Annotated in this window: 24 protein-coding genes; 19 read left to right on the top strand and 5 right to left on the bottom strand. The window is 52.6% G+C overall.

Annotated elements, in window-relative coordinates; all coding sequences use genetic code 11:
- Nucleotides 1–25 precede the first annotated feature (25 nt).
- Nucleotides 26–790, bottom strand: a complete 765-nt coding sequence (locus tag KNP64_RS06395; RefSeq protein ID WP_138858747.1) for a MerR family transcriptional regulator — start codon at nt 788–790, stop codon at nt 26–28.
- A 47-nt stretch (nt 791–837) separates the two neighbouring features.
- The gene (locus KNP64_RS06400) at nt 838–1,302 is read right to left on the bottom strand and encodes a GNAT family N-acetyltransferase (RefSeq protein ID WP_138858748.1); all 465 of its coding nucleotides are present in this window, start codon (nt 1,300–1,302) and stop codon (nt 838–840) included.
- A gap of 214 nt (nt 1,303–1,516) precedes the next feature.
- On the opposite strand from KNP64_RS06400, the gene KNP64_RS06405 reads away from it, so the two are divergent.
- From KNP64_RS06405 to KNP64_RS06430, 6 genes are all read left to right on the top strand, one after another.
- Nucleotides 1,517–3,226, top strand: coding sequence for a glycoside hydrolase family 13 protein (locus KNP64_RS06405; protein ID WP_214792178.1), 1,710 nt, complete (start codon nt 1,517–1,519; stop codon nt 3,224–3,226).
- A gap of 127 nt (nt 3,227–3,353) precedes the next feature.
- Entirely contained in the window at nt 3,354–3,773 is a 420-nt protein-coding gene (locus KNP64_RS06410) for a YwiB family protein (RefSeq protein WP_138858749.1), read from the top strand.
- Nucleotides 3,770–4,198: a hypothetical protein gene (locus KNP64_RS06415; RefSeq protein ID WP_138858750.1), complete on the top strand. Its 429-nt coding sequence runs from the start codon at nt 3,770–3,772 to the stop codon at nt 4,196–4,198. Before KNP64_RS06410 ends, KNP64_RS06415 begins: the two co-directional genes overlap by 4 nt.
- 46 nt (nt 4,199–4,244) lie before the next feature.
- Nucleotides 4,245–4,760: a GNAT family N-acetyltransferase gene (locus tag KNP64_RS06420; protein ID WP_138858751.1), complete on the top strand. Its 516-nt coding sequence runs from the start codon at nt 4,245–4,247 to the stop codon at nt 4,758–4,760.
- Between the two features lie 6 nt (nt 4,761–4,766).
- Nucleotides 4,767–5,483: a hypothetical protein gene (locus KNP64_RS06425; RefSeq protein ID WP_138858752.1), complete on the top strand. Its 717-nt coding sequence runs from the start codon at nt 4,767–4,769 to the stop codon at nt 5,481–5,483.
- Between the two features lie 90 nt (nt 5,484–5,573).
- Nucleotides 5,574–7,703, top strand: a complete 2,130-nt coding sequence (locus KNP64_RS06430; RefSeq protein ID WP_214792180.1) for a (Fe-S)-binding protein — start codon at nt 5,574–5,576, stop codon at nt 7,701–7,703.
- Between the two features lie 41 nt (nt 7,704–7,744).
- Here KNP64_RS06430 and KNP64_RS06435 read toward each other — a convergent pair whose 3' ends face one another.
- Complete coding sequence (locus KNP64_RS06435) at nt 7,745–9,043, bottom strand: methyl-accepting chemotaxis protein (RefSeq protein WP_214792182.1); 1,299 nt, start codon at nt 9,041–9,043, stop codon at nt 7,745–7,747.
- Between the two features lie 171 nt (nt 9,044–9,214).
- Here KNP64_RS06435 and KNP64_RS06440 point away from each other — a divergent pair, with 171 nt between their 5' ends.
- The 6 genes from KNP64_RS06440 to KNP64_RS06465 all read left to right on the top strand — a co-directional run bounded on the left by KNP64_RS06440 (nt 9,215) and on the right by KNP64_RS06465 (nt 15,496).
- Nucleotides 9,215–10,255 carry a hypothetical protein gene (locus KNP64_RS06440; RefSeq protein WP_205729348.1) on the top strand — a complete coding sequence of 347 codons (1,041 nt, stop codon included), beginning with the start codon at nt 9,215–9,217 and terminating at the stop codon, nt 10,253–10,255.
- Nucleotides 10,231–10,500 (top strand): hypothetical protein, encoded by a 270-nt coding sequence (locus tag KNP64_RS06445; RefSeq protein ID WP_205729349.1) that lies wholly within the window; start codon nt 10,231–10,233, stop codon nt 10,498–10,500. The genes KNP64_RS06440 and KNP64_RS06445 overlap by 25 nt, the downstream gene beginning before the upstream one ends.
- Before the next feature lie 149 nt (nt 10,501–10,649).
- A complete protein-coding gene (rpoE, locus tag KNP64_RS06450; RefSeq protein WP_214708420.1) occupies nt 10,650–11,129 on the top strand; it encodes a DNA-directed RNA polymerase subunit delta in 480 nt (159 codons plus the stop codon).
- Nucleotides 11,130–11,364: 235 nt separating this feature from the next.
- Nucleotides 11,365–12,960, top strand: a complete 1,596-nt coding sequence (locus KNP64_RS06455; RefSeq protein WP_034779284.1) for a CTP synthase — start codon at nt 11,365–11,367, stop codon at nt 12,958–12,960.
- A 138-nt stretch (nt 12,961–13,098) separates the two neighbouring features.
- On the top strand, nt 13,099–13,929 hold the full coding sequence (locus tag KNP64_RS06460) for a TVP38/TMEM64 family protein (protein WP_214792184.1): 831 nt from the start codon (nt 13,099–13,101) through the stop codon (nt 13,927–13,929).
- 232 nt (nt 13,930–14,161) lie between these two features.
- Complete coding sequence (locus tag KNP64_RS06465) at nt 14,162–15,496, top strand: polysaccharide deacetylase family protein (RefSeq protein WP_214792186.1); 1,335 nt, start codon at nt 14,162–14,164, stop codon at nt 15,494–15,496.
- Nucleotides 15,497–15,531: 35 nt separating this feature from the next.
- Here the strand turns inward: KNP64_RS06465 and KNP64_RS06470 are convergent, their stop codons facing one another.
- Entirely contained in the window at nt 15,532–16,647 is a 1,116-nt protein-coding gene (locus tag KNP64_RS06470) for an NADH-dependent flavin oxidoreductase (RefSeq protein WP_214792188.1), read from the bottom strand.
- A gap of 260 nt (nt 16,648–16,907) precedes the next feature.
- Between KNP64_RS06470 and KNP64_RS06475 the strand changes: the two genes are divergently transcribed.
- Nucleotides 16,908–18,563 carry a glycerol-3-phosphate dehydrogenase/oxidase gene (locus KNP64_RS06475; protein WP_138858759.1) on the top strand — a complete coding sequence of 552 codons (1,656 nt, stop codon included), beginning with the start codon at nt 16,908–16,910 and terminating at the stop codon, nt 18,561–18,563.
- 42 nt (nt 18,564–18,605) lie between these two features.
- On the opposite strand, the gene KNP64_RS06480 is transcribed toward KNP64_RS06475, so the two are convergent.
- On the bottom strand, nt 18,606–19,028 hold the full coding sequence (locus tag KNP64_RS06480; protein ID WP_214792190.1) for a hypothetical protein: 423 nt from the start codon (nt 19,026–19,028) through the stop codon (nt 18,606–18,608).
- A gap of 112 nt (nt 19,029–19,140) precedes the next feature.
- Between KNP64_RS06480 and KNP64_RS06485 the strand changes: the two genes are divergently transcribed.
- The 6 genes from KNP64_RS06485 to murA all read left to right on the top strand — a co-directional run bounded on the left by KNP64_RS06485 (nt 19,141) and on the right by murA (nt 23,884).
- Complete coding sequence (locus tag KNP64_RS06485; RefSeq protein ID WP_214764367.1) at nt 19,141–19,491, top strand: YxeA family protein; 351 nt, start codon at nt 19,141–19,143, stop codon at nt 19,489–19,491.
- 80 nt (nt 19,492–19,571) lie between these two features.
- The gene (locus KNP64_RS06490; protein WP_034779266.1) at nt 19,572–19,931 is read left to right on the top strand and encodes a response regulator; all 360 of its coding nucleotides are present in this window, start codon (nt 19,572–19,574) and stop codon (nt 19,929–19,931) included.
- 160 nt (nt 19,932–20,091) lie between these two features.
- Nucleotides 20,092–20,946, top strand: coding sequence for a class II fructose-1,6-bisphosphate aldolase (fba, locus tag KNP64_RS06495; protein WP_214759561.1), 855 nt, complete (start codon nt 20,092–20,094; stop codon nt 20,944–20,946).
- 97 nt (nt 20,947–21,043) lie between these two features.
- Nucleotides 21,044–21,874, top strand: a complete 831-nt coding sequence (locus tag KNP64_RS06500) for a hypothetical protein (RefSeq protein WP_214792192.1) — start codon at nt 21,044–21,046, stop codon at nt 21,872–21,874.
- A gap of 79 nt (nt 21,875–21,953) precedes the next feature.
- Complete coding sequence (fsa, locus tag KNP64_RS06505) at nt 21,954–22,604, top strand: fructose-6-phosphate aldolase (RefSeq protein WP_128123504.1); 651 nt, start codon at nt 21,954–21,956, stop codon at nt 22,602–22,604.
- A gap of 26 nt (nt 22,605–22,630) precedes the next feature.
- Nucleotides 22,631–23,884, top strand: coding sequence for a UDP-N-acetylglucosamine 1-carboxyvinyltransferase (gene murA, locus KNP64_RS06510; RefSeq protein ID WP_214792194.1), 1,254 nt, complete (start codon nt 22,631–22,633; stop codon nt 23,882–23,884).
- Nucleotides 23,885–23,894 lie beyond the last annotated feature (10 nt).

Below are 23,894 nucleotides of genomic sequence, written 5' to 3' on the forward strand. Positions count from 1 at the left end.
GGCCAAAGCGCGATGCTTTGGCCGTTTAGCTTTGGGTGATGCAATAGTGTTGGATGGCGTCATTATAATAGACGGCCAGTCCTGGCGCGTACTTGTCATAGAACGCGGTGAAACGCTCGTCCGTGACGTACATCTGACCGAGTCCGCTGAACATGTCGAGCGAGCAGTCATAAAACTGGTCATTGATGAACAGGTGGTTCGCCCGGACGGCCGCTTGGACACGAGGGTCTTCGACCGGGACGCCGGCAGTGAACAAGTCGACGAGCGGCTTGACGAGATCGACTTGTTGTTGACTGAGCGCTTCCCAGTCTTCTTTCGATCGCTTGTCGGCGCGCGCACGTGACGTCTTGTACGCCTCACTCTCGCCCCAACGTTCTTCTGTCTCCGCCTCGTGCTTCGCTTCATGGGCTTTCAGTTCGTCAAACGATAATCCCTTGAACAACGATTTGTCTTCCATTGGAATTCCTCCTCTCAGTGAGGTGAGCGTCGATTCCGCCGTCTCGGCGAGTGTCGCAAAATAGGCGGCTTTCGCGCGCAGGGCGGTCACTTGCTCCTCGAGGGCACGGGTCCGATCGAACGGTTCGGCTTCGAGTAAGCCTTGAATCGTCTCGAGCGGGAAGTCGAGCGAACGATACAGCAGAATCGTCTGCAACCGCTCGGCATCATGCAACGAGTAGCGCCGATAGCCGTTGACGTCACGTTCCGGGACGAGCAGACCGACGGCGTCATAATGACGCAACGTCCTTGTGGTCGTGCCAGAGAGCGTCGCGAGTTGTTGAATCGTGTACATGTCCTCACCTCCTTGAAGTCAGCGTACACGTTGACGTCGCGTCAAGGTCAAGCCTCTTTTTCGAACAAAGAGAATCCATCTCGTTCGCCGACATAATTGAAGCCGAAGCGAGGATAATAGGCGTTCAAGAAGTGATTCGTGGCGACGCAGTCGAGACGGATGCGATTCGACGTCGCTGCAAGCGCATAACGCATCAACTGTTCACCGACTTGTCGGCCTTTCATCCGGTCATCGACGACGAGGCGATGTAAATAGACGGCCGCGTCAGGATCGTCCCACAAGTTCTCGTCCCAAGACGTCGGCGGGATCAAGCTGACCGACCCGGCGATGTCTCCGTTCGCTTCGTATACATAGACGGTTCCGTTCGTGACGTCATGGGTCACAAAATCGGTCCGACTCGGCTCTAAATATTTTTGCCATTGCGTTTTTCCAGCGGCCCGAAACGATTGCGCTTTCGTTAAAATCAGTTGATCGATTGCCGAGAGATCGGCCTGTGTGGCCAAACGGATCATGTAAGTCGCCTCACTTTCATTTCATTTCAAATTCGTGTAGGGTACACGATGAGTAAGCTGTTGAAAACATCTTTGTGTCGTGGAATGATTTTTGGTAAGATAAACTTACTGCAATCGTGCAAACGATTGCGCTAACGAGATAAAGAGACAACAGCACTAATATTAGTATATAGGATGCGCAGTGAGTTTAGGGACAAGGGAGTATCATTGACACATGCAACTTTTACAACGTGACCAACACACACAAACGAAAACACTAAAACGAAACTGGTGGAAAGAAGCTGTCGCTTATCAAATCTACCCGCGCAGTTTTTATGATGCGAACGGGGACGGGATTGGCGATATTCAAGGCATCATCGACAAACTCGATTACTTGAAAGACCTCGGCGTCGACGTCATCTGGATTTGTCCGATGTACAAATCGCCGAATGATGACAACGGCTATGACATTAGCGACTATCAGGACATCATGGACGAGTTCGGGACGATGGAAGATTTCGACCGTCTGTTGACGGAAGTCCATGCGCGCGGCATGAAATTGCTGTTAGACCTCGTCGTCAACCATACGTCGGATGAGCACCCATGGTTCATCGAATCGAAGAGCTCAAAAGACAATCCGAAGCGTGACTGGTACATTTGGCGTGACGGCAAACCCGACGGCTCGAAACCGAACAACTGGGAGTCCATTTTTGGCGGGTCGGCTTGGGAGTTTGACGAGACGACGGAACAATACTTCTTGCACGTCTTCTCGAAGAAACAGCCGGACCTGAACTGGGAGAACGCCGAGATGCGCCAGACGGTGTACAACATGATCAACTGGTGGCTCGACAAGGGGATTGACGGTTTCCGTGTCGATGCAATCAGCCATATCCGCAAACACCCGTCGTTCGGCGACTTGCCGAACCCGGAAGGTCTCGACTTCGTGCCATCGTTCGAAATGCATATGAACGTCGACGGGATTCACGGTTATTTGGAAGAACTTCGCGACGAGACGTTCAACAAGCACGATATCATGACTGTCGGCGAAGCGAACGGCGTCTCACCTGACGATGCCCACCTTTGGGTCGGCGAGAAGGAAGGCAAGATGAACATGGTGTTCCAATTCGAACACATGGGTCTCTGGCGTGAAGACGCCGAGTCGAAGCTCGACGTCGTCCATTTGAAGAACGTCCTCACGAAATGGCAAAAAGGCCTCGAAGCAGACGGCTGGAACGCCCTTTACGTCGAGAACCATGACCAAACGCGGACCGTGTCATCATGGGGTGATGACGAGCGCTATTGGAAAGAGAGCGCGAAATCGATTGCGATGATGTATTTCCTCATGCAAGGGACGCCGTTCATCTATCAAGGCCAAGAGATCGGCATGACGAACGTGAAGTTCGACTCGATTGACCAGTACGATGATATCGCGACGCGCAACCGGTATTACATCGGTCTCGAGAACGGCAAGAGCCATGACGAGATGATGGACATCACGTGGAACTCGTCACGTGATAACACGCGCACACCAATGCAGTGGAGCGACGCCCCGAACGCGGGCTTCACGTTCGCGGAGACGCCGTGGTTCGGCATCAACCCGAACTACACGGACATCAACGTCGGCGCCCAGCTCGAAGACGACGACTCGATTCTCAACTTCTATAAAGAGATGATTCGTCTTCGCAAGCAAGATGAGACATTCGTCTATGGGACGTATGACATCGTCTTGCCGGAGCACCCAGAGATTTACGCGTACACACGCACGCTCGGTGACTCGCAATACCTCGTCATGACGAATTTGACAGGGAAAGAAGCCATCTTTGCGACGGAGATCACGCTTCGCTCAGAAGACGTCGTCTTGAAAAACATGCCGCTCGAGCCGCATGACGAGACGACACTGCTTCATTTGAAGCCGTTCGAAGGTCGCGTCTATAAGCTAAGTTGATTCAAAGACAGGGGGAACCCTGTCTTTTTTGTAGTGTGAACGGTCCGCGAACCGGGAAAGAAAAAGTTACCGATTCCGGACCGTTCGCGTGATATGGTACGATGGGACAGCGGAAAGGGGAATCACCATGGCAATTGAACCGAAACGCGTACGTGTGCGCCAAAAGACAATGATCAGTGAAATCGAGGAGCCGATTGAGCTGCAAGCCGACGGGCTCTATTATGAATTGAAGACCGGCTTCGTCTTGACGTTCGATCAAGAACGAGAAGACGGCGTCGTGCCGACAACGATCAAATATACGACGGGCCGGCTCGCGCTCATCTGTAAAGGACCGATTGAGATGAATCATTCCTTTATTGAAGGGCGCTTGACCCAAAGCCTATATAAAAACCCATACATGTCGATGACGATGGCGACGACGACGGAGCGGCTCGCTGTCGCGGACGGACGTTGCCGCTTCGCCTACGAGTTGTCGATGAACGATGACTTGGCAGGTAACTATGTAGTCGACGTCACGTGGACGTTCGAAGGAGGAGAGTTCGCATGAATTTTGCAGAACGCGTGAGAAAGATTGAAGAGATGTTGAACGAGGATTGGTTCGAGATGCTCGAGACGAATGAGGACGAATATGAAGAGTGGCGCGGCCGCCTCGAGGACCACGCCGAACAGGTCGTCGGGCACTACGATAACGAGACCGGCGTCGATATGGACTCGGTCGATAAATTGCTTCAATTGAACGATGAGTTCCCGCTTCTTTACGGGGAAGACACGGTCCGGCTTTACGTCGCCTTGATCGAGGCGCGACCGGAAGATAGATCGGTATACGACCGCTACATCGACTACTTGGCCGCCATCGGTGACGCGACGCACGAGGAGTTTTTACGGTTCCATACGCTCGTCGAAGCGGGCCGTCTTGACGAGGCACGTGAGCTCGCCCCGCAGATGCCAAAACGATTAGGACTCGAAGATTAAGGCCGCTTTGCGGTCTTTTCTATACATAAAAATAGGGGGAAGCGTTATGTTGCGACTAGTGAAGACATCCATGGAGCAGGAAGCGAACGTGCTCGATTTTTTAAAGGAATGGCGGGAACGCTCCGAGACGATCGTCCCGAACGCCGTCGACCGTGACGCGTCCGACTTTGCGTCGTACGTTAAACAGATTCGTGATAAAGAAGTACGGGTGAACAACGTCAGTTGGGTGCCGAGCACGACGTATTGGCTGACGGATGGGGACGAGTTGCTCGGGGCGACGAATATCCGTCACGAATTGAATGACAACCTCCTCAACTTAGGGGGACATATCGGGTACGGCATCAAGCCGAGTGCCCGCGGACGTGGTCTCGCTACGAAACAACTCGAGCTCGCACTCGAGAAAGCGAAAGAACTCGGGATCGAGCGGGCGTTGATTACGTGCGACCGGACGAACGAAGCGTCACGCCGAGTCATTTTGAACAATGGCGGCGTGCCGGACACGCCGTTCACAGCGGAAGGCGGGAAAATTGTCGAGCGGTTTTGGATTGAACTAAAGGGGTGACATGAGATGGCGAACTGGATCGTGGTCTATTTAGCGCTCATCAATTTTTTCGGAATTTATCTGTTTCCGCGAGACCGGGTGCCGTCTCAAAAATGGTTCTCGTTTTCGAGCGGGATCGCCATTACATACTTTTTCATGTATCTCTTGCCGTCCTTGAACAAGCGGCAAGACACGCTTCAAGTGGATTGGCTCAACCTGGCCTTGCCGTCGGAGATTTATGTCATCAGCCTGCTCGGTTTCACCGTCTTTTACGGGACGATGCGTGTCGTCCGGACGCCCCATTTCAAAGACGAAACGATTGAACAGAACGTGTCGTACTGGCTCCAAGTGACGCTGTTGACGGCATATATGTCGTTCTCGGCTTACGTCGTCACAGCGTCATCCGTCACGTTCGTCGCACGCAGCTTCTACGCGACGGCGCTCGGCGTACACTTCCTCGCCGTCGGCCACGACTTGTATCGCCATTACGGGGAACGGTACATCCGGCAAGGGCGTTATTTGTTGAGCGGCGGGATTCTTGCTGGCGGTTTCTTCTCCCGCTTGATCGACCTCGCCTCGCACGTCGAGGCCATCTTGTTCGCGTTCGTCGCCGGGGCGATGATTCTGAACATCGTCAAGTTCGAGCTCCCGGCCGACCGCAACCTTCACTTCCGGACGTTCGTCCTCGCCGTCGTCGGGTATGGCGGCATCCTCTTATTCTTGAAGCATGTGCTCAATTTTTGACCCCTTCGATAAAAATGAATGACTGTTCATTCATTGTTTGATATACTGAACTCAAGATTGAATCCGTTTTCATAAGGGGGAGTTTTGGGGATGTCTACATTTTTAATCGTCAACTGGATTCTATTCTTGCTCGTCCTCGGCTATGGACTATATTTGTTCGCATCGTTGGTGTACCAGCGCTATACGTTCATCAAGCTCGGGAAAAAGGCAGAGTGGAGCCAAACGAATAAGGAACGGCTTGAACAGGTCATGATCAACGTGTTCGGGCAAAAGAAACTGTTGAAAGACAAGAAGAGCGGCATCATTCACGTCATGATGTTCTATGGGTTCATCCTCGTCCAGTTCGGGGCCATCGACTTCATCTGGAAAGGACTTGCTGTCGGGACGCGTTTCCCGCACATTCCGCTCGGTCCGCTCTATCCGATTTTCACGTTCATGCAAGAAATCGTCATGCTCATGATTCTCGTCGCGGTCGTTTGGGGATTCTACCGCCGTTACGTCGAGAAACTCGTGCGTTTAAAACGAAACTTTCTGGCCGGTCTCGCCCTCATCTTCATCGGTGGGTTGATGGTATCGGTCTTGTTCGGGAACGGGTTCTACCTCGTCTATAAAGAAGAACTCCCGATGTGGGGCGAACCGGTCGCGACACTCATCGGTTCGGCGTTCGCTTGGGTACCGGGAGGGGTCGCCTTCGCCTTGTTCGTCGTCTTTTGGTGGCTTCACCTCTTGTTCTTGCTCAGCTTCATGATCTATATCCCGCAAGGCAAGCACGCCCATTTGATTGCCGGGACGCTCAACGTCTGGCTCGGACGGACGCACCAAGTTGGTCGTCTCGCACCGGTCGACTTCTCAGCGATGGAAGAGGCGGAGGAGTCGGATGAAGAAATCGTCTTCGGCGTCAATAAGATTGAAGACTTCAACCAAAAACAACTCGTTGACTTGTATGCCTGTGTCGAATGCGGACGCTGTACGAACGTCTGCCCGGCGACCGGGACTGGTAAAATGTTGTCGCCGATGGACCTCATCGTCAAACTGCGCGACCACATGAACATGAAAGGGGCCGCCATCACGCGTAAATCGCCGTGGGCACCGGCGCTCATGTTCCAAAACACGCAAGGGGCCGAGATTGCGGCCGCGGCTCAAGACGGGCATATGCTCGTCGCCGACGAGTTGATTGGCAACGTCATCACCGAAGAAGAGATTTGGGCATGTACGACATGTCGCAACTGTGAGGACCAATGCCCGGTCATGAACGAGCACGTCGACAAGATCATCGACCTTCGCCGTTACCTCGTCATGATGGAAGGCAAGATGGATCCTGAGGCGCAACGTACGGTCGCCAACATCGAACGTCAAGGCAACCCGTGGGGGATGAACCGGAAAGAGCGCGAGAATTGGCGCAAAGACCGGGAAGAACTTGTCATTCCGACGGCGAAAGAGAAGAAGAAGGCCGGTGAAGAGTTCGAATTCCTCTTCTGGGTCGGGGCGATGGGCTCATACGATAGCCGCAGCCAAAAAGTCGCGCAAAGCTTTGCGAGCGTCTTGAACAAGGCCGGTGTCTCGTTCGCCATCCTCGGGAACGAAGAGAAGAACTCAGGGGACACGCCACGCCGCATTGGGAATGAGCTGTTGTTCCAAGAGCTTGCCGAAGCGAACATCAAACTGTTCGAAAAGTATGGGGTCACGAAAATCGTCACGGTCGACCCGCACGCGTACAACACGTTCAAAAACGAGTATCCAGACTTCGGACTGAGCGGTGTGAAAGTATATCACCATACCGAGCTCCTTGCCGAGCTGCTCGATACGGGCCGGGTCAAGCCGGACTTCTCCGTGAACGAGCGTGTCGTCTATCACGATTCGTGCTACCTCGGGCGCTATAACGGCATTTATGACGCCCCACGCTTCGTCTTGGAACGCATCCCGGGTGTCGAACTCGTCGAGGCGGACCGGAACCGTGAGAACGGCATGTGCTGCGGTGCCGGCGGCGGTCTCATGTGGCAAGAAGAGAAAGTCGGGACGCGCGTCAACGTGGCTCGGACTGAGCAGCTGCTCGAGACGAAGCCGACCGTCATCGGCTCGGCGTGTCCGTACTGCTTGACGATGCTCTCGGACGGGACGAAAGCGAAAGAAGTCGATGAGACGGTCGGCACGTTCGACGTCGTCGAATTGCTTGATCGCTCGCTTGCCCCACTTGAAGTACCAGAACCGGTCATTCAATAAAAAAACAAGGCACGGTCCTCGGACCGTGCCTTGCTTTGTCGTCAGTGCATTTCGGACGTAGCTAGTAAAGAAGACGTCAAGTGCGATAAGCCTTGCGTCGTCTCGTTGATGGCGGAGATCGTCTCGACCATTTGGCCGAGGTCTTGCTTGTTCCGTTCGAACGACAGGACGTAATTGCCCATCTCGTCTTTGACGGTCGAGAAGCCTGCTTTGACAGCACCGAGTTGACGCATCGCCTCGTCGTTCGTCTGATGCATCTGTCCCATCTGGTCGAGCAGGGCGGCGATGTTCGTCTCGTTCTCATGGATGAGGACATTGATTTGACTGCTCAACTGCTTCGCGTTCTCGGCGAGCGTGCGCACCTCGGTGGCGACGACGGCGAAGCCTTTACCGTGCTCACCGGCCCGGGCCGCTTCAATCGATGCGTTCAAGGCGAGCAAGTTCGTCTGATTGGCGATCTGTTCGATGCTCCGGGTCATGCTGACGATGTCTTGTGAACCGTCCTTGAGGGCGGTGATCCGTTCGAGCGAGGCATCGACGTACGTCGCCGATTGCTTGAACTCGGTCTCCATCTGTTCGATTTGTTCGCCGTTCGTATGCGTCAAGTTCATCAAGTGGCGGCTCATCTTCTCCGTCTGTTCGGTTTCGGACAAGACTTGATGGGCCCGCTTGCTCGTCTCGGACATGGCGTGACCGGTCTGTTCCATCGTCGTCGCGACTTCGGTGCTGACGCGGCTCACGTCATGAAGTAGCGTCGCCCGAGCGACGTTCGCCGATTCGATTTCATCGAGGCGGGCGTCGACATATTGTTCGGTGACGATTTGAGCGTCCAAGTTCATCGCGTGAGACAAAGCGAGGAGCGACTCAGTCATCGTGGCCGGGTCGTGTTGATACGCCTCGACGATTTTGGGGATGAGCAACGTGTTGAAGGCGGAATACGTCGCGAGGAACCAGACGACCGGTACGGCATAGTGGTGATGCGTCTGGCCCATCCGTTTACGCATCGCAAGGAACTTTTCATCGATGTTTCCGGTCAACAAGCTCCGGAAGTAGTCAGCGAACACTTTTTTAAGCCGCTCACGTGTCGACGAGGCGTTGGCGATTTGGACCATCTCAGGCTGCAACATCAAGTGGTCGAGGACGTTTTCGAGGACATCGTCTAACACGGACTCGACGAGCGGTTCCATGTCTTGGAGTCGCTTCACTTGCGATGCCGTATAACCCATATAATGGGTGCGCCCGTTCAAATTTGGATCGGTCGGTCGTGCGGTCTTAGCCACATCAGGGAAGCCGATCGACGCGGTGTAAGCGGTAGGTTTTGATTTACGGAACAGTGCCATGTTTCATTCTCCTTTTTCTCGTACAGCTAAAATAGCGTTCTATTCTATATCGGCAAACATGTGAAAAAACTGAGGAGCTGATGTGTGATTCGAGAGGTTCTCGAATGGAAGGGGGCGGGAAAGAAGGAAAGGAGAGCGATTCAATCATTTTCTAGAAATGAGGTATCTTTAATGAAAAACACGGTCGTGTTATTGACGATTGTCAGTGCCCTCAGCAGTCAAATCTTGCCTCAAATTTTATTTTTGTCCATCATGGCGGTCGAAGACGGCGTTGGACGATTAATCCCGTTCATGATTTTTTACGTGGCGAGTATGTCGGGACTGCTTCTATGGGTGTACATCATTGGTCGCCTTGGCTCGAAACAGACATTCTTACTGGCGCTGACCGTCTTGGTGACCGGACTCATCTGCTTTTTGCTGCCGTTTGGCTGGGCGATCGAATTGAGCGCTTTTCTTGTCGGTGTCGGATCGATCGGTGTCGGGTCGATTATGACGACGATTTTGTCACAGCTGAAGGAACTGTCCACCACAGACGAGTCGGCGGATCAGAAAGGGAGTTCGCTCCCGCTCGTACTCGCACTCGTTGCCTGGATCGTCATTTTCTCTTATGTGCTGACTCGATCATATGACGAGGCTGTCATCCTCTTCCTCGTCAGTCTGATCCTGCCTTGGCTGTTCGTGAGAAAGTTGCCGCTCGAGAAAACGGCGACGTGGGCATGGGCGACAGGGAAGTTCGTGCTTGCCTTCATCACCGTCACCGTGTTCACGTTGGTGAGCCGTCTCCTCAGCCTGTTGGAAGAGGCGAGCGGGTACGTGGAAATCTTTTTATTGATGATTATTTTGCTCGGCTACGTCGGGTGGGTATTGTTCCAGGAGCGGACGAGAACGTACGTCAGTGCCACCAAAACATGGCAAGTCCAGTTGCTCTCGTTCGTCGTCGGGTTATTTGGCGGTTGGACGTTGATTGGCGCCGTATTCGTCAGTCTGGCCCTATACTCGTTTCAAGTGCTCTTATTCTACGTGTTCATGCCGTTCTTGGCGGGCGTCATCGGCTGGATATTATTGAACCGTGTGTTCGACGTGGCACGCCATCCGTACTACGTCCTGCTCGTCACGTCGCTGCTATTCTTCCTCGGTTTCTTGGAGCCACTTCGCTGCTATTCTTCCTCGGTTTCTTGGAGCCGCTCGTGTTTATTCCGGTCCTGTTTGTGAGTGGGTACGTCCAGACGATGTACGCGAGTGCGGGTCACGTCTATCTATATGCATCGTATGGGGACAACAAAGAGTTCGCCTCGCTGCTCTTGCAACTATGGAAACGGATCGGGATGGTCGTCGCTTATTCCGCGCTCATGATTGGATTGCTCGGCTACGGCCTATATACTGGCCAGTCCGTCAATGCAGAGTTGTCCTTCAAAGTCCCGCGCGGTTGGATGCTCGGGGTGCTCGGTTTGACGTGAATCTTCAACGTCGGATTGATTACGCTCTATTGGTTAAGCATCCAAAAAACCGTTGAAACTTCAAAATAATTTCCTCTAGCTTTTTCATATCGGTTTTGTTTATAATGAGGAGTGATGTTTAACTAGTGACGGAAAAGGAGTGTCCTTTAATGAATAAATCGTTGATCGATTTCGTTTACGAAATTCTTCAAAAGACTGGCGAGCAACCAGTGTCATTTGATGAGATCCGTGAGCTGATCAGACAAAACTATACGTTCGCAAGTGAAGAGGAAGAGCTCGAGAAAATCGCGCAACTCTACACGGACATGAACATCGACGGACTATTCGTCAACTTGGGAGCTAACCGTTGGGCGCTTCGTGTTTGGTATCCGTTCGATAAGTCAGACGAAGATCTCGTCATCGAAGCACGCCAACGCGGTGAGCTCGATGAGTTCGAAGAAGGGATCGATGAGACAGATGAAGGCATCGTCGACATTGAAGACGACCTTGACGTCTTTGCAAAAGGTGAAGATTTTGACGCATCTGAGTTCGATGCCGAGGATGAAGCCGAAAAAGTGGAAGGCCTTGACGAGTTCGAGGACGAAGACTTGGACGACGACCTCGACCTTGAAGACGAGGATGATTTATAAGAGACCGCAAAAAGCCGGGCATTTGTCCCGGCTAGGCGTGTCTCTTTTTCTTTTTTGATAGTTGAAAAAAAGAAAAAATAATGACTTGACGACTGCATCGTCTCTGACGTAAATTAGTCATGGGCTAGTTTAGCACGTAACGATGCAGCAAAAGTGTCCTCCATTTCAGTGGGGGCACTTTTGCTTTTTTTGTTTTTTCGTTTCCCGTTGTGGCATTCAAGAGAGGAGAATGATGATGACAAAGTATATTTTCGTAACAGGTGGGGTAGTATCTTCACTCGGTAAAGGGATCACAGCCGCTTCGCTCGCACGTCTACTCAAAAACCGAGGTTTGAACGTGACGATTCAAAAGTTTGACCCATATATCAATATCGACCCAGGGACGATGAGCCCGTACCAGCACGGCGAGGTGTTCGTCACAGATGACGGCGCCGAGACGGACCTTGACCTCGGTCACTACGAGCGCTTCATCGACATCAACTTGTCGCAAAACGCCAACGTGACGTCAGGTCGCATCTACTCGACGGTCTTGAAAAAAGAACGCCGTGGCGATTATAACGGGGGTACGGTCCAAGTCATCCCGCACATCACGAACGAGATTAAAGACCGTGTCTTCCGCGCCGGTCGCGAGACGAACGCAGATGTCGTCATCACAGAGATTGGTGGAACAGTCGGGGACATCGAGTCGCTTCCGTTCATTGAGGCCATTCGTCAAGTGAAGAACGACATCGGCAAAGAGAACGTCATGTACGTCCACTGTACGCTCGTCCCTTACCTTCGCGCTGCCGGTGAGATGAAGACGAAACCGACGCAGCACAGCGTCAAAGAGCTTCGTAGTTACGGGATTCAACCGGATATCATCGTCCTCCGTACCGAGCATGACATTCCGGAAGATATGCGTGAAAAGATCGCCTTGTTCTGTGACACGCGCAAAGAAGCGGTCATCGAAGCACAAGACGCATCAACCCTTTATGAAGTACCGCTCAACCTTCAAAAACAAGGGATGGACCAACTCGTCAACGACTACTTCGGCTTCAACACGCCAGCTGCGGATATGACGGCTTGGAAAGAGCTCGTGCACACGGTCACGCACCTCGAGAAGAAAGTGAAAATCGCCCTCGTCGGGAAATACGTTGAACTTCGTGACGCGTACATCTCGGTCGCGGAATCTCTCAAACACGCCGGTTACGCCTTCAACGCGGACATCGATATCGATTGGGTCAACGCAGAAGACGTGACGGCGGAAAACGTCGAGACGATTCTCGGGGATGCTGATGGGATTCTCGTCCCAGGCGGATTCGGAGAACGCGGAATCGAAGGGAAAATCGAAGCGACACGTTATGCCCGTGAGAACAACGTCCCATTCTTCGGGATTTGTCTCGGCATGCAGCTTGCGACGGTCGAGTTCGCCCGCAACGTCTTGAAGCTCGATGGCGCCCATTCGGCGGAGATCGATCCGACGACGGACTACCCGATCATCGACCTTCTCCCAGAGCAAAAAGATATCGAGGACCTCGGTGGCACGCTCCGTCTCGGCCTCTATCCATGTAAGCTCGAGCCAGGAACGAAAGCGCACGCCGCTTACAATCAAGAGCTCGTCTATGAGCGCCATCGTCACCGTTACGAGTTCAACAACGAGTACCGTGAGGCGTTCGAAGCGGAAGGGTTCAAGTTCTCAGGAACGAGCCCGGACGGCCGTCTCGTCGAAATCATCGAGATTCCAGAGCACAAGTGGTTCGTCGCGTCACAGTTCCATCCAGAACTCATTTCGCGTCCGGAGCGTCCACAACGCTTGTTCCACGATTTCATCCAAGCTTCACTCGGCGAGTGAGTGTTAGGTCACAGTCTCTCATCAGACTGTGGCCTTTTTTCTCGGGCAAAAGGCTGATACATTCCGTAGCCCCAGATGGATACATCGAGGCAGGAATCCGGGTACACTAAGAGTAGAACGGGGAGAGGGCGATGCGACATGAAGAAACGAATGATGGTGTATATCGGATACGGAGGCGCGCTCGTAGCGCTCAGCCTGTTGCCGTTCGTCGTCTTGCCGACGCTATTGCTCCCTTATCAACTTGGATGGACCGGGATCGTGTTGCTCGCACTCTCAATCGGTCTATTGCGATCGATTCGTGAAGGGTCGAATACGTACTTGAAACAGATGTTGAAAGTGACGTTTACACTATTTCTTTTGTTTGTCTTCTTATATTACGTTTCATTTGGACTCGTCCTGTACGATTCATATGGACTTGAACGATTGCTCGAACAGTATGGGGAGCAGGCCATGTGGGTGTTCGCCGCATTCAGTTTTTTACAACCGATTGCACTCCCTGTACCAGAGGCGGTTAGTATCCCGATTGGGAGCGTCGCACTCGGTCCGCTTCGAGCGGCTTTGATCGGTAGTATCGCCACGACGCTCGGTATTCTCGTCATGTACGGGATCGCGCGCTTCGGTCGAGAGCGAATGATGCGGCTTATCGATGCCGACAAACTTGCGACGTATGATCGGTACGTCGATCAATATGGGCTCGGTGTCCTGCTCGTCTTGTTCGTCATTCCGATTTTGCCTGATGAAGTGATTTGTCTCGCTGCCGGATTTAGCCGGGTTCCATTTCCACGCTTTGCATTGATCGCAATCGGGGCGAAACTTGTCACGTCGTTCGGGCTCGCTTACTCGGTCGCACTAGGCGAGTTATTCCTCACCGGGGCAAGCCCGTTCGCGATCATTTCCGTGATGGCGAGTCTCATTCTTGTTATCCTTGCTTTTATCTGGCGTCAACGCAGGAAAGGGAACTCCAACTGATGGTTATAAAATGGATGTGGAGCGAGAACGCGATTCAAAACGCAACGTCTCAATTGGAGGCGTTGCGTTTTTTCTGATTTGGAATAGTGACGTAAGCGTCTTTCCTTCCATAATTGAACCACATTGATCGTAGCGCATTGAATGAATAATTGATGCCAGATTGATAATTTTTCTAGAATTGGATTTGGTAAACTCATAACGTCTAGATGATCTGTGAATAGGAGAGAGAACGATGAAACGCAATAGGTGGATTATGCTCGCGTTTTTATTGATTAGTGCGGGCACATGGTATTACATGGCAGATGCTGCCCCGACAACGAAAAAAATTCAGACGCCATCCTTTACAGGGAACTATCCTGGTCTCTATTTGACCGTCGAAAGCGTTCAGACAAAAGCGTATACGATGGCAATGTCGGTTCCAAGAACTGACCATGATGCAGTGAACGAGAAACTTGATGCTTTTATAGCAGAAAAACGAGCACTATTTGAAGCAGAACTAGTAGAACACGATAAGCGTCAAGGGCATTTGAATATTCAAACCGACACGGTTCGAGTGAGTGAGACGGTCTACGCACTCGTCGTCCATACATATGCATTCACTGGAGGTGCAAACGGCACGGCAACGGTGAACGTATTTCGATTTGACGTTGCGACAGGGGAATGGATCGGATGGGACGACGTATTTCAAACAGGGAATGAATCGAAAGACTGGTTCAAAAAAGTGGTGTCCGAAGAAGCTCAAAAAAATGACTACGTATTCGAAGAGCTCTTAGACGAAGCACTTAGAACACCCGAAACGACGAACTGGTTGCTCACGTCGTCTGGACTGACGGTCTGGTTTGATGAGTACGAAGTAGCAGCTGGGGCGGCTGGGGCCATCGAAGTGAACATCCCGTTCGAGGTCGTCAAACCGTATGTTACGATGGATGTGGATGAGGAAAAGAATGATCGAGAAGATGTGGTGACGCCATATCCGGATCGGAAACCGCTTGACCCAGATGGAAAGTATGTCGCTTTAACGTTTGACGATGGTCCGCATCCGACGGTGACGCCACAGGTGCTCGCTGCGTTAAAACAGTATGACGCTCGGGCGACGTTCTTCATGCTCGGTAGTCAAATGGCATTTTATCCAGATGTGGCAAAAGCAGTCGCTGCGGCAGGACATGAATTGGCGAACCATACGGACCATCACCCAAACTTGGCACAACTATCAGCCGATGCGATCGATGTCGAACTTACTGCTGTCGACACTCAAATCGAGGCGATCATCGGTGAGCCGGCTCATCTCGTCCGTCCACCATATGGTTCAAAAAATGAGGTGGTGGAACGAACGATCGAGTCGAGAGGACAGACGCTCGCCTTGTGGACTGTCGACTCGCTTGACTGGAGTCATCGTGACGCTTCACAGATGCATGAGTTGATCATGGGAGGGATCCATCCGAACGCAGTCGTACTCATGCATGATATTCATGAGTCGACAGCAGAAGGGCTCCCGCGTGTTCTTGCTTCCTTGCAAGAGGAGGGATATGAATTTGTCACGATGAGTGAACTGTTGACGATCAAATGACAGGAGAAAACCCGCTCGTTGGCGGGTTTTCTTGTTTACTTCACTTCTTGGTCTTTGATTGGGAACCAGCCGGCGCGTGTCGTGATGGCGTTCCAGAGCGGAGCCGGTACGGCGAGTTCGGCTTGCTTGTTCAAGTCGAGTTCGGTCTCGATTTCGTCTTCTCGGTCGTCTTTCACTTTCTCGAGCCAATCCGGGTCGATGATGAGTTCGCGGCCTAGCGCGGCGAGGTCGATGACGTTCAGTGCGTCTTCGACTTGACCTGGGCGCTGGAGCTGTCCGACTCCGATGAGCGGGATGGCACCGTTGATGCGTTTGGCGATGCGATCAATCGACCGCTCCGTCACGTTCTCGTTCCGCATTGAACCGATGTTGAAGTTCCAGAGCGAGGCGTGGAGGTAATCGAGGTTTTCTTCGAGCAACATATCGATTAATACGTCCGTATCGTCGAGCGTGATACCCGGCTCCTCGACTTCTTCCGGTGAGAAGCGGTAACCGATCAAGAAGTCGTCTGTGCCTTCGGCCGCACGTTTCACCGAGCGGATGACTTCACGCGGGAATGTGAGACGTGCGTTCACGTCGCCGCCGAAGCGGTCGTCGCGTCGGTTCGAGTGGGGTGAGAAGAACTGCTGAATCAAGTATGTGTTCGCCCCATGAATCTCGACGCCGTCAAAGCCGGCCTCGATGGCACGACGTGTCGCATCGCCGAACGCCTCGATGATGGCTTCGACTTCCTCGGTCTCGAGGGCACGTGGAGTGGCGGCCCCTTCACGGACCGGTGCGACGGCACTTGCGCTTACCGGTTGTTCGTTCGGTACGAGTTCCGGAGGAGACATGCGTCCCGCATGGAAGATTTGGAGAATCGCTTTCGCGCCTTCCGCTTTTAGACTTTCGGCGAGCTGGCGCAGCCCTGGAATGAACTTGTCGTCGTTCACACCGAAAGCGTTCGGGAATCCTTTGCCGTCCTCGGTCACGTAAGCACATGCCGTGATGGCGAGTCCGACGTTCTTGGCCCGCTTCCGGTAGTAGGCGAGTTCGTGCTCTGACACTTCACCCGTCGGTTCAGACGAATAGTGCGTCATCGGCGCGAGGACGAGCCGGTTGTGGAGCTCGACGCCGTTTTTAAATTGGAAAGGTTGTAACATGCGTTTCATAAAAACTCCTCCTTGTTGGTGATACCTTGAAGTCTAGTCGTCTCTTTTCGAAATTGCGAGCAGGACGCTTTCTGAGGAGCACGTTGCACACTTGGTGAGCGGGTCGATGGTTGAAGACGTGAGAATAGGGTATAATACAGGAGAAAAGTTGATAACCGGTTGGAGACTATAGAGAGACCACGACATGGGGGGCGAAGCCTTGTTTTGTTGTGGTCTCTTTTCATATACATCTGACCGGATTCATTATAGGAGGGGACAAGATGGAAATTAGAAATTTCTCAGCGAAAGAACGTGCCAAACGATACGAACAATTGACGGGGGAACGCCATGATATTCTCGTCGTCGGCGGAGGCATTACTGGTGCCGGGATTGCGCTCGATGCCGCATCCCGTGGGATGAAGACGGCCGTACTCGAGATGCAAGACTTCGCGGCCGGAACGTCGAGCCGCTCGACGAAACTCGTCCACGGAGGTTTACGTTATTTGAAACAGTTCGAAGTCGCACTCGTCGCCGAAGTCGGTAAAGAGCGGGCAATCGTCTATGAGAACGGGCCACACGTCACGACACCGGAGCGCATGCTGTTGCCGATGCATAAGGGCGGCACGTTCGGACCACTTTCGACCGCGGTCGGCTTGATGGTGTACGACTTCTTGGCCGGCGTCAAACGCGCAGAGCGCCGCGTGATGTTGAAACCGGATGAAGTCATTCAAAAAGCACCACTCGTAAAAAAAGACGGTCTTGTCGGTGGCGGATATTACGTCGAATATCGGACGGATGACGCTCGGATGACGATTGAAGTTGCGAAAGAGGCGGCCAATCACGGTGCCCTCTTAATGAACTACTCGAAAGTGACCGGTCTCATCTATGAGCAAGGCAAAGTCGTCGGCGTGCACGTCGAGGACCAAATCGACGGCAAGACGTATGAGGTGTATGCGAAGAAAGTCATCAATGCGACCGGACCTTGGGTCGACGTGCTCCGCGAGCAGGACGGCTCGAACAAAGGGAAGATGCTCCGCTTGACGAAAGGGATTCACCTCGTCATCGACCAATCGAAATTCCCGCTCAAGCAAGCGATTTACTTCGATACACCGGACGGACGGATGGTATTCGCGATTCCACGTGACGGCAAGGCGTACGTCGGGACGACGGACACGTTCTTCGATAAGGATAAGGCTCACCCACGTATGACGACCGAGGATCGCGACTATATTTTAGAGGCGATTCACTATATGTTCCCAGATGTCAATGTGACGGCAGACGACGTCGAGTCGAGCTGGGCCGGGATTCGTCCGCTCATCTATGAAGAAGGCAAAGACCCGTCTGAGATTTCACGTAAAGATGAGGTCTGGCAGTCAGAGAGCGGTTTGATTACGATTGCCGGCGGGAAGTTGACGGGTTACCGCAAGATGTCAGAGACAGTCGTCGATTTAGTGGCGAAACTGCTCAAACAAGAAGAAGGTATCGTCTTCCTCGCCTCGCGTACGAAGCATATGCCGATGTCGGGCGGCCATGTCGGTGGCTCGAAAGGGTTCGATGACTTCTTGACGAAGAAGAAGGCTGAACTGAAAAACCTTGGTCTCGATGACGTCAAAGCCGAGCAGCTCGTTCGTCTATACGGATCGAACATCGATCGTGTCATCGAGCGGATGGACTCGAACGCGTACGACCTTCCAGAGTACGTCTATGCACAACTCATGTACGGCATCGAAGAAGAGTCGGTCGTTCGGGCCATCGACTTCCTCGTCCGCCGGACCGGGGCGATGTTCTTCGACATCGATTTCGTCCGCGACCATAAAGATGGCGTGCTCCGTTGCATGGCTGACGTCTTCAAATGGTCGGATGCTCGTCTCGCTGAAGAGCGGGCCGAAGTCGAGAAAGAGATTGACCTCGCCGTTGTCCCCGTGACGGTTGAATAATGAAATGAACCAAAAGGAACCTCGCCGCGGCGAGGTTCCTTTTCATATGCCCAGTTCTTCATAATACGCCATGATGCGTTCGTCGAGCGCCTTGACGACGTCTGGTTCACCGAACAAATAGAGATAAAGATACGTACCGTCCTCACGGTACACTTCTGTCTCGAGTATCAGCGTGGTCGGACGTCCCTCGAAGATGACATCGATGGTGCCGAGCGCGTGCACGTTCGCTTCATCGAGATTCGGGTTGGACGCTAGCGTTTTTATGCGGGCGATGTCACCGTCTGCGATAGGTTCATCGAACGTCTCGGACAATACGGCGAACGTCTCCGGCAATTCCTCGAGATCGGTCTCGATGGCCGCGGCGAGCGGTGTCTCTTCTTGGTCTTCCCCGAAGACGTTCACCACAAGTGCGACCATGCTTCCAAGCGCCAAGACGAACAACACGTATAACAAATATTGTTTCATGATTTAGCTCCTATTCGAGTCATGTGTTCAGTATATCAACGTACCGGGTGTTTAGAAATAGGTAGACAATGGTATTGAAAAAGATGGAAATGGGAAAGGCGGGAGAGTTACGATGAAACGAGTATTTGCAATCGGTGGTGTCGTTTTCGTCTTGATTCTCGGATGGCGGTTTATCGATACAGACCGGCTGTTCGCCGACGTCTACTATGCAAAAGTGCCGAGCGCAAACGTCACCGATCAAGGGAAGACACATAAGTATGACACGATTGGCTATAATAAAGACGGCAAGAAACGACCAATCACGTTCGAGGCACCGGTCCGATTGGCTGAAGGCGATTTTTTGAAACTGTACGTGAAAGATGAGCGGATGGTTACCGCCTACGATTCGGTGTCTGAGTCGGAAGTGCCGGTCCAGTTAAAGGACGAACAAACCGAGCAACCGGTATCGATTCCGTTGCCTTGATTTCAAAATAGGTCCGTCGCCAAACGAAATTGGATTTGATATGGTTAGACTAGTGCAAACTATGGAGAGAAGGTAGATGGATGTCACGGATGTTGATTGCAGACGACCAAGACGGGATTCGGTTGATGTTGGCGCAAGTGTTCCAAAACCTCGGCATCGAGGTCGACACGGCGAATGACGGACTGAGCGCTTGGGAAAAGCTTGAACAGAACGGATATGATTTAGTATTGCTCGATATGAACATGCCGCGCATGTTCGGCCATGAGGTGCTTCGAAACATGCGTCAACGAGACATTGATACCCCGGTCATGATCATGACCGCGTTCGGCGAGAAATCGACACTCGAAGAAGTGCAACGCCTGGGCATCACCGCGCAATTTGAAAAGCCGTTCGATATTTATGGTATGATTGAAAAAGTGAAAGAAGTCCTAAAAATCTAGTGATTCGTCACGAAGATGACATATGTAAACGCTTGCGCAGAGCCATTTCTATGCTCGAATAGCATAGGCACACGTTTCGACGTGTGTTATAATGGGAACGAATTGCACGGGAGCACTTTTCCCATAGTGCACAATAGCGAACAGACAGGAGGATGTCATTATGCCATTAGTATCAATGACAGAAATGCTTAACAAAGCATTCGAAGGCAAGTATGCAGTCGGCCAATTCAACATCAACAACCTCGAGTGGACGCAAGCGATTCTTCGCGCTGCGGAAGACGAGAAATCACCAGTTATCCTCGGTGTATCAGAAGGTGCAGCGAAGTACATGGGTGGCTTCACAACAGTTGTTAAAATGACTGAAGGTCTCATGCACGACTACAACATCACTGTTCCAGTTGCAATCCACCTCGACCACGGTTCATCTTTCGACAAGTGTAAAGCAGCGATCGACGCTGGTTTCACGTCTGTTATGATCGACGGTTCACACCACCCGATCGAAGAGAACATCGAAATGACGAAACAAGTCGTTGAATATGCACACGCTAAAGGCGCTTCAGTTGAAGCGGAAGTCGGCACAGTCGGCGGCGAAGAAGACGGCGTTGTCGGCGGCGTACAATACGCTGACCTCGACGAGTGTGTACGTCTCGTTAAAGAAGCGAAAGTTGACGCTCTTGCGGCAGCACTCGGTTCTGTACACGGAGAATACCAAGGCGAGCCAAAACTCGGCTTCAAAGAGATGGAAGAAATCGCAGAAGCGACTAAAACTCCACTCGTTCTTCACGGCGGTTCAGGTATTCCTGAGCACCAAATCAAAAAAGCAATCGAGCTCGGTCACAGCAAAATCAACGTTAACACAGAGTGCCAACAAGAATGGACTCGTGCCGTACGTGAGAAGCTCAACACGGACTCGAAAGTATATGACCCACGTAAAGTCATCGGCCCTGGTGTCGAAGCGATCTACAACGTCGTTACTGGCAAAATGCGTGAGTTCGGTTCAAGCAACCAAGCATAATCCTGTCACACCAGTCGGTTCTCCCTGTGAGAACCGGCTTTTTTTGTTGAAACATACAGGAGTAGGGGAACGTATACATATGAAAAGGGGGAGTTTTATGGTTTATCAAGAACGTCAAACGGAATTGTTTTGGCGCGCATTTTATGTGTATGGAGCGATTGTATTGATTGGCCTTTCTTTAGCGTTGGCGGTGGCTCCGCTCGCCTTGATTTATTATTATCCGGTCGCCTGGCTCATCCCGTTGTTGGTGTTTGTGGCTATCGGTGGGTTTGGGGTGTACTGGTTCACGAATACGTTTCGTCGCTTATTTTGGAAGGAACGACATCATTCTCGATACGAAGTGACCGCGACACACATTGAAGGCGTGACATATCGGCACGAGCCAGGCGAGTCGGTCGAGCAAGTCTTTCCGCTAGCTACCATCCAACAAGTCGTCTTCTTCCCGGCCATCGTCCGGAAGACGCAGCCGTCGCCGACGGTGCGAATCGGGCGACCGACAGTGGAGTATACGCCTATGCTCGCCATCATGACCGAAACGGATTCGATGGAAATCTTGTTCGATCAACACGATCTTGCCGCGTTCGAACAGTGGATTCAGTATTTTGATGAACGTGATGTCCCGCTCTTCTACACGCCGAAACGGCTCTACTGGATAGGTGCGAACATCTCGACACGGCGCGAGCGGTTCGAACGATTGTCTCGGTCGGAAGAAATCATCCCTTTCACATACACGGGCGATCTCGTGGCAGATGAACAGACGGCAGCCACGGATTGGGTCGAGACACACGGCTCAGAGCGCTTGAACGAAGGGCCGCACGAGGCGTACTACGTGAAGCAGCGCAAGATCATGAAGTGGACGTTCTTCGGGACGATTGCTGGGATTGCACTCCTCGTCGGCTCGATGCTCGCTATTGCCGCCTTCACGTAAAGGGTGTAGCAATTCCATGACAATTTCCTCATAATAAGAAGTGTAAGCGATCACAACACCATTCGAGGAGGAATTGTACATGCGTTTTTTCATTGACACGGCAAACGTGGAAGACATCAAGAAAGCTCATCAGATGGGCGTCATCGGGGGCGTGACGACGAATCCATCGCTCGTCGCCAAAGAAGGCGTCGATTTCCATACACGGCTACGCGAAATCTGTGAGATCGTCGGGGATCTCTCAGTCAGCGCGGAAGTTATTGCGCTTGACGCAGCGGGTATGGTGGAAGAAGGAAAGGAACTTGCGGCCATCGCGCCGAATATTACTGTCAAGGTACCGATGACGCCAGCAGGGATGGAAGCGGTCAATACGTTTTCACAGCTCGGCATCAAGACGAACGTGACGCTCATCTTTAACGCCAACCAAGCGCTACTCGCGGCTCGGGCCGGCGCGTCATACGTCTCGCCATTCATCGGTCGCCTCGACGATATCGGTCAAGATGGCCTCGACCTTGTCGAGACGATTGCCAATATCTTTGCCATTCATGGGATCGAGACGGAAATCATCGCGGCTTCCGTTCGCCATCCGGTTCACGTGACGAAGGCGGCCCTCCTTGGAGCCGACATCGCCACGGTACCATATAAAGTCATCGAACAGATGATGAAACATCCGCTCACTGACAAAGGGATCGAGCAATTCTTAGCGGATTGGAACAACGCTCAATCCAAATAAGTTTGTCGCAGAAAGGTTTGATCATCGTGGAAATTCTCCATATCGTAGGACAGCAAAAGCTTGAAGGAACAGTTGACATTAGCGGTGCCAAACAGAGCGCTTTGCCTTGTCTCGTCGCAGCACTGTTGACGGAAGAACCGGTGACGATTGAAAACGTCCCCGTGATCGAGGACGTCGAAGTGATGCTCAGTCTATTACAAGAACTCGGGGTCGCGATTGAACGGGACGGGGAGCGGATGACGCTTCATGCGAAAGACGCTGTCGCCATGCCGCTACTCGGCTCAGAAACGCGTAAAGTCCGAGCCGCTGTCTATTTGCTCGGGGTGTTTGCGGCTCGTTTTGGGAAAGGGGCCGTCGGGCTTCCCGGTGGATATGCGATTGGTCCACGACCGATCGATTTACATTTGAAAGCACTCGAACGTCTCGGGATTAAAGTCGAGAACGAATCGGGACTCTATCATGTGAACGCTGAAAAGTTAGAAGGGAATCGGATTTATCTCGACCTTCGTTCGTTCGGGGCGACGGTGAGCGCCATGCTCGCGGCCGTGCTCGCAGACGGGACGACCGTCATCGAAAACGCGGCCATCGATCCGGAAATTGTCGACGTCGCGACGATGCTCACTTCGATGGGGGCACATGTCATCGGGGCAGGGACCGACGAGATTCGCATTAAAGGGGTCGACAAATTACACGGCTGCACGCACACGCTCATTCCTGACCGCTTAGAGGCCGGGACATTTATGATTTATGGCGCGGTCGCGGGCGAAGTGACGGTACGAAACGTCATCCCGACCCACTTAGAAGGCGTCATCCAAAAGTTGATGGATTACGGGGCTGAAGTCGAAGTGGACGAAGAATCGATCACGGTGCGGGCGAACGCCTTCCGTCCGATCGATATTCGCGTCTTCCACTATTCGGGATATCCGACCGACCTGCAACCGATCATGTCGGCCGCGCTCCTAAAGGCGAACGGAACGAGTGTCGTCACGGATAAACTGTACGCCCAACGCTTCCGCCATATCGCGGAAATGCGACGGATGAACGCACAGATCACGCTCGAGGACGCTTCGGCCGTCATCCGTGGTGGGTCGACGCTCGCCAATGCGGAGATGGAATGTGCGGACGCGAGGAGCGGGGCGGCACTCGTCTTGGCAGGACTTCAGGCGAGTGGCGAATCCGCGGTGATCCATGCGGAAAAATTGAACGATTCTTATGTCGATTTCGTCGGCAAACTAAAACAACTCGGCGCCCTCGCCTGGGTCGATGAGGTGTCCGAGTAACAAAGGGGAG

Source organism: Exiguobacterium sp. s64, assembly GCF_018618035.1.
In the GTDB taxonomy this organism is placed as follows: Bacteria; Bacillota; Bacilli; order Exiguobacteriales; family Exiguobacteriaceae; genus Exiguobacterium; species Exiguobacterium mexicanum_A.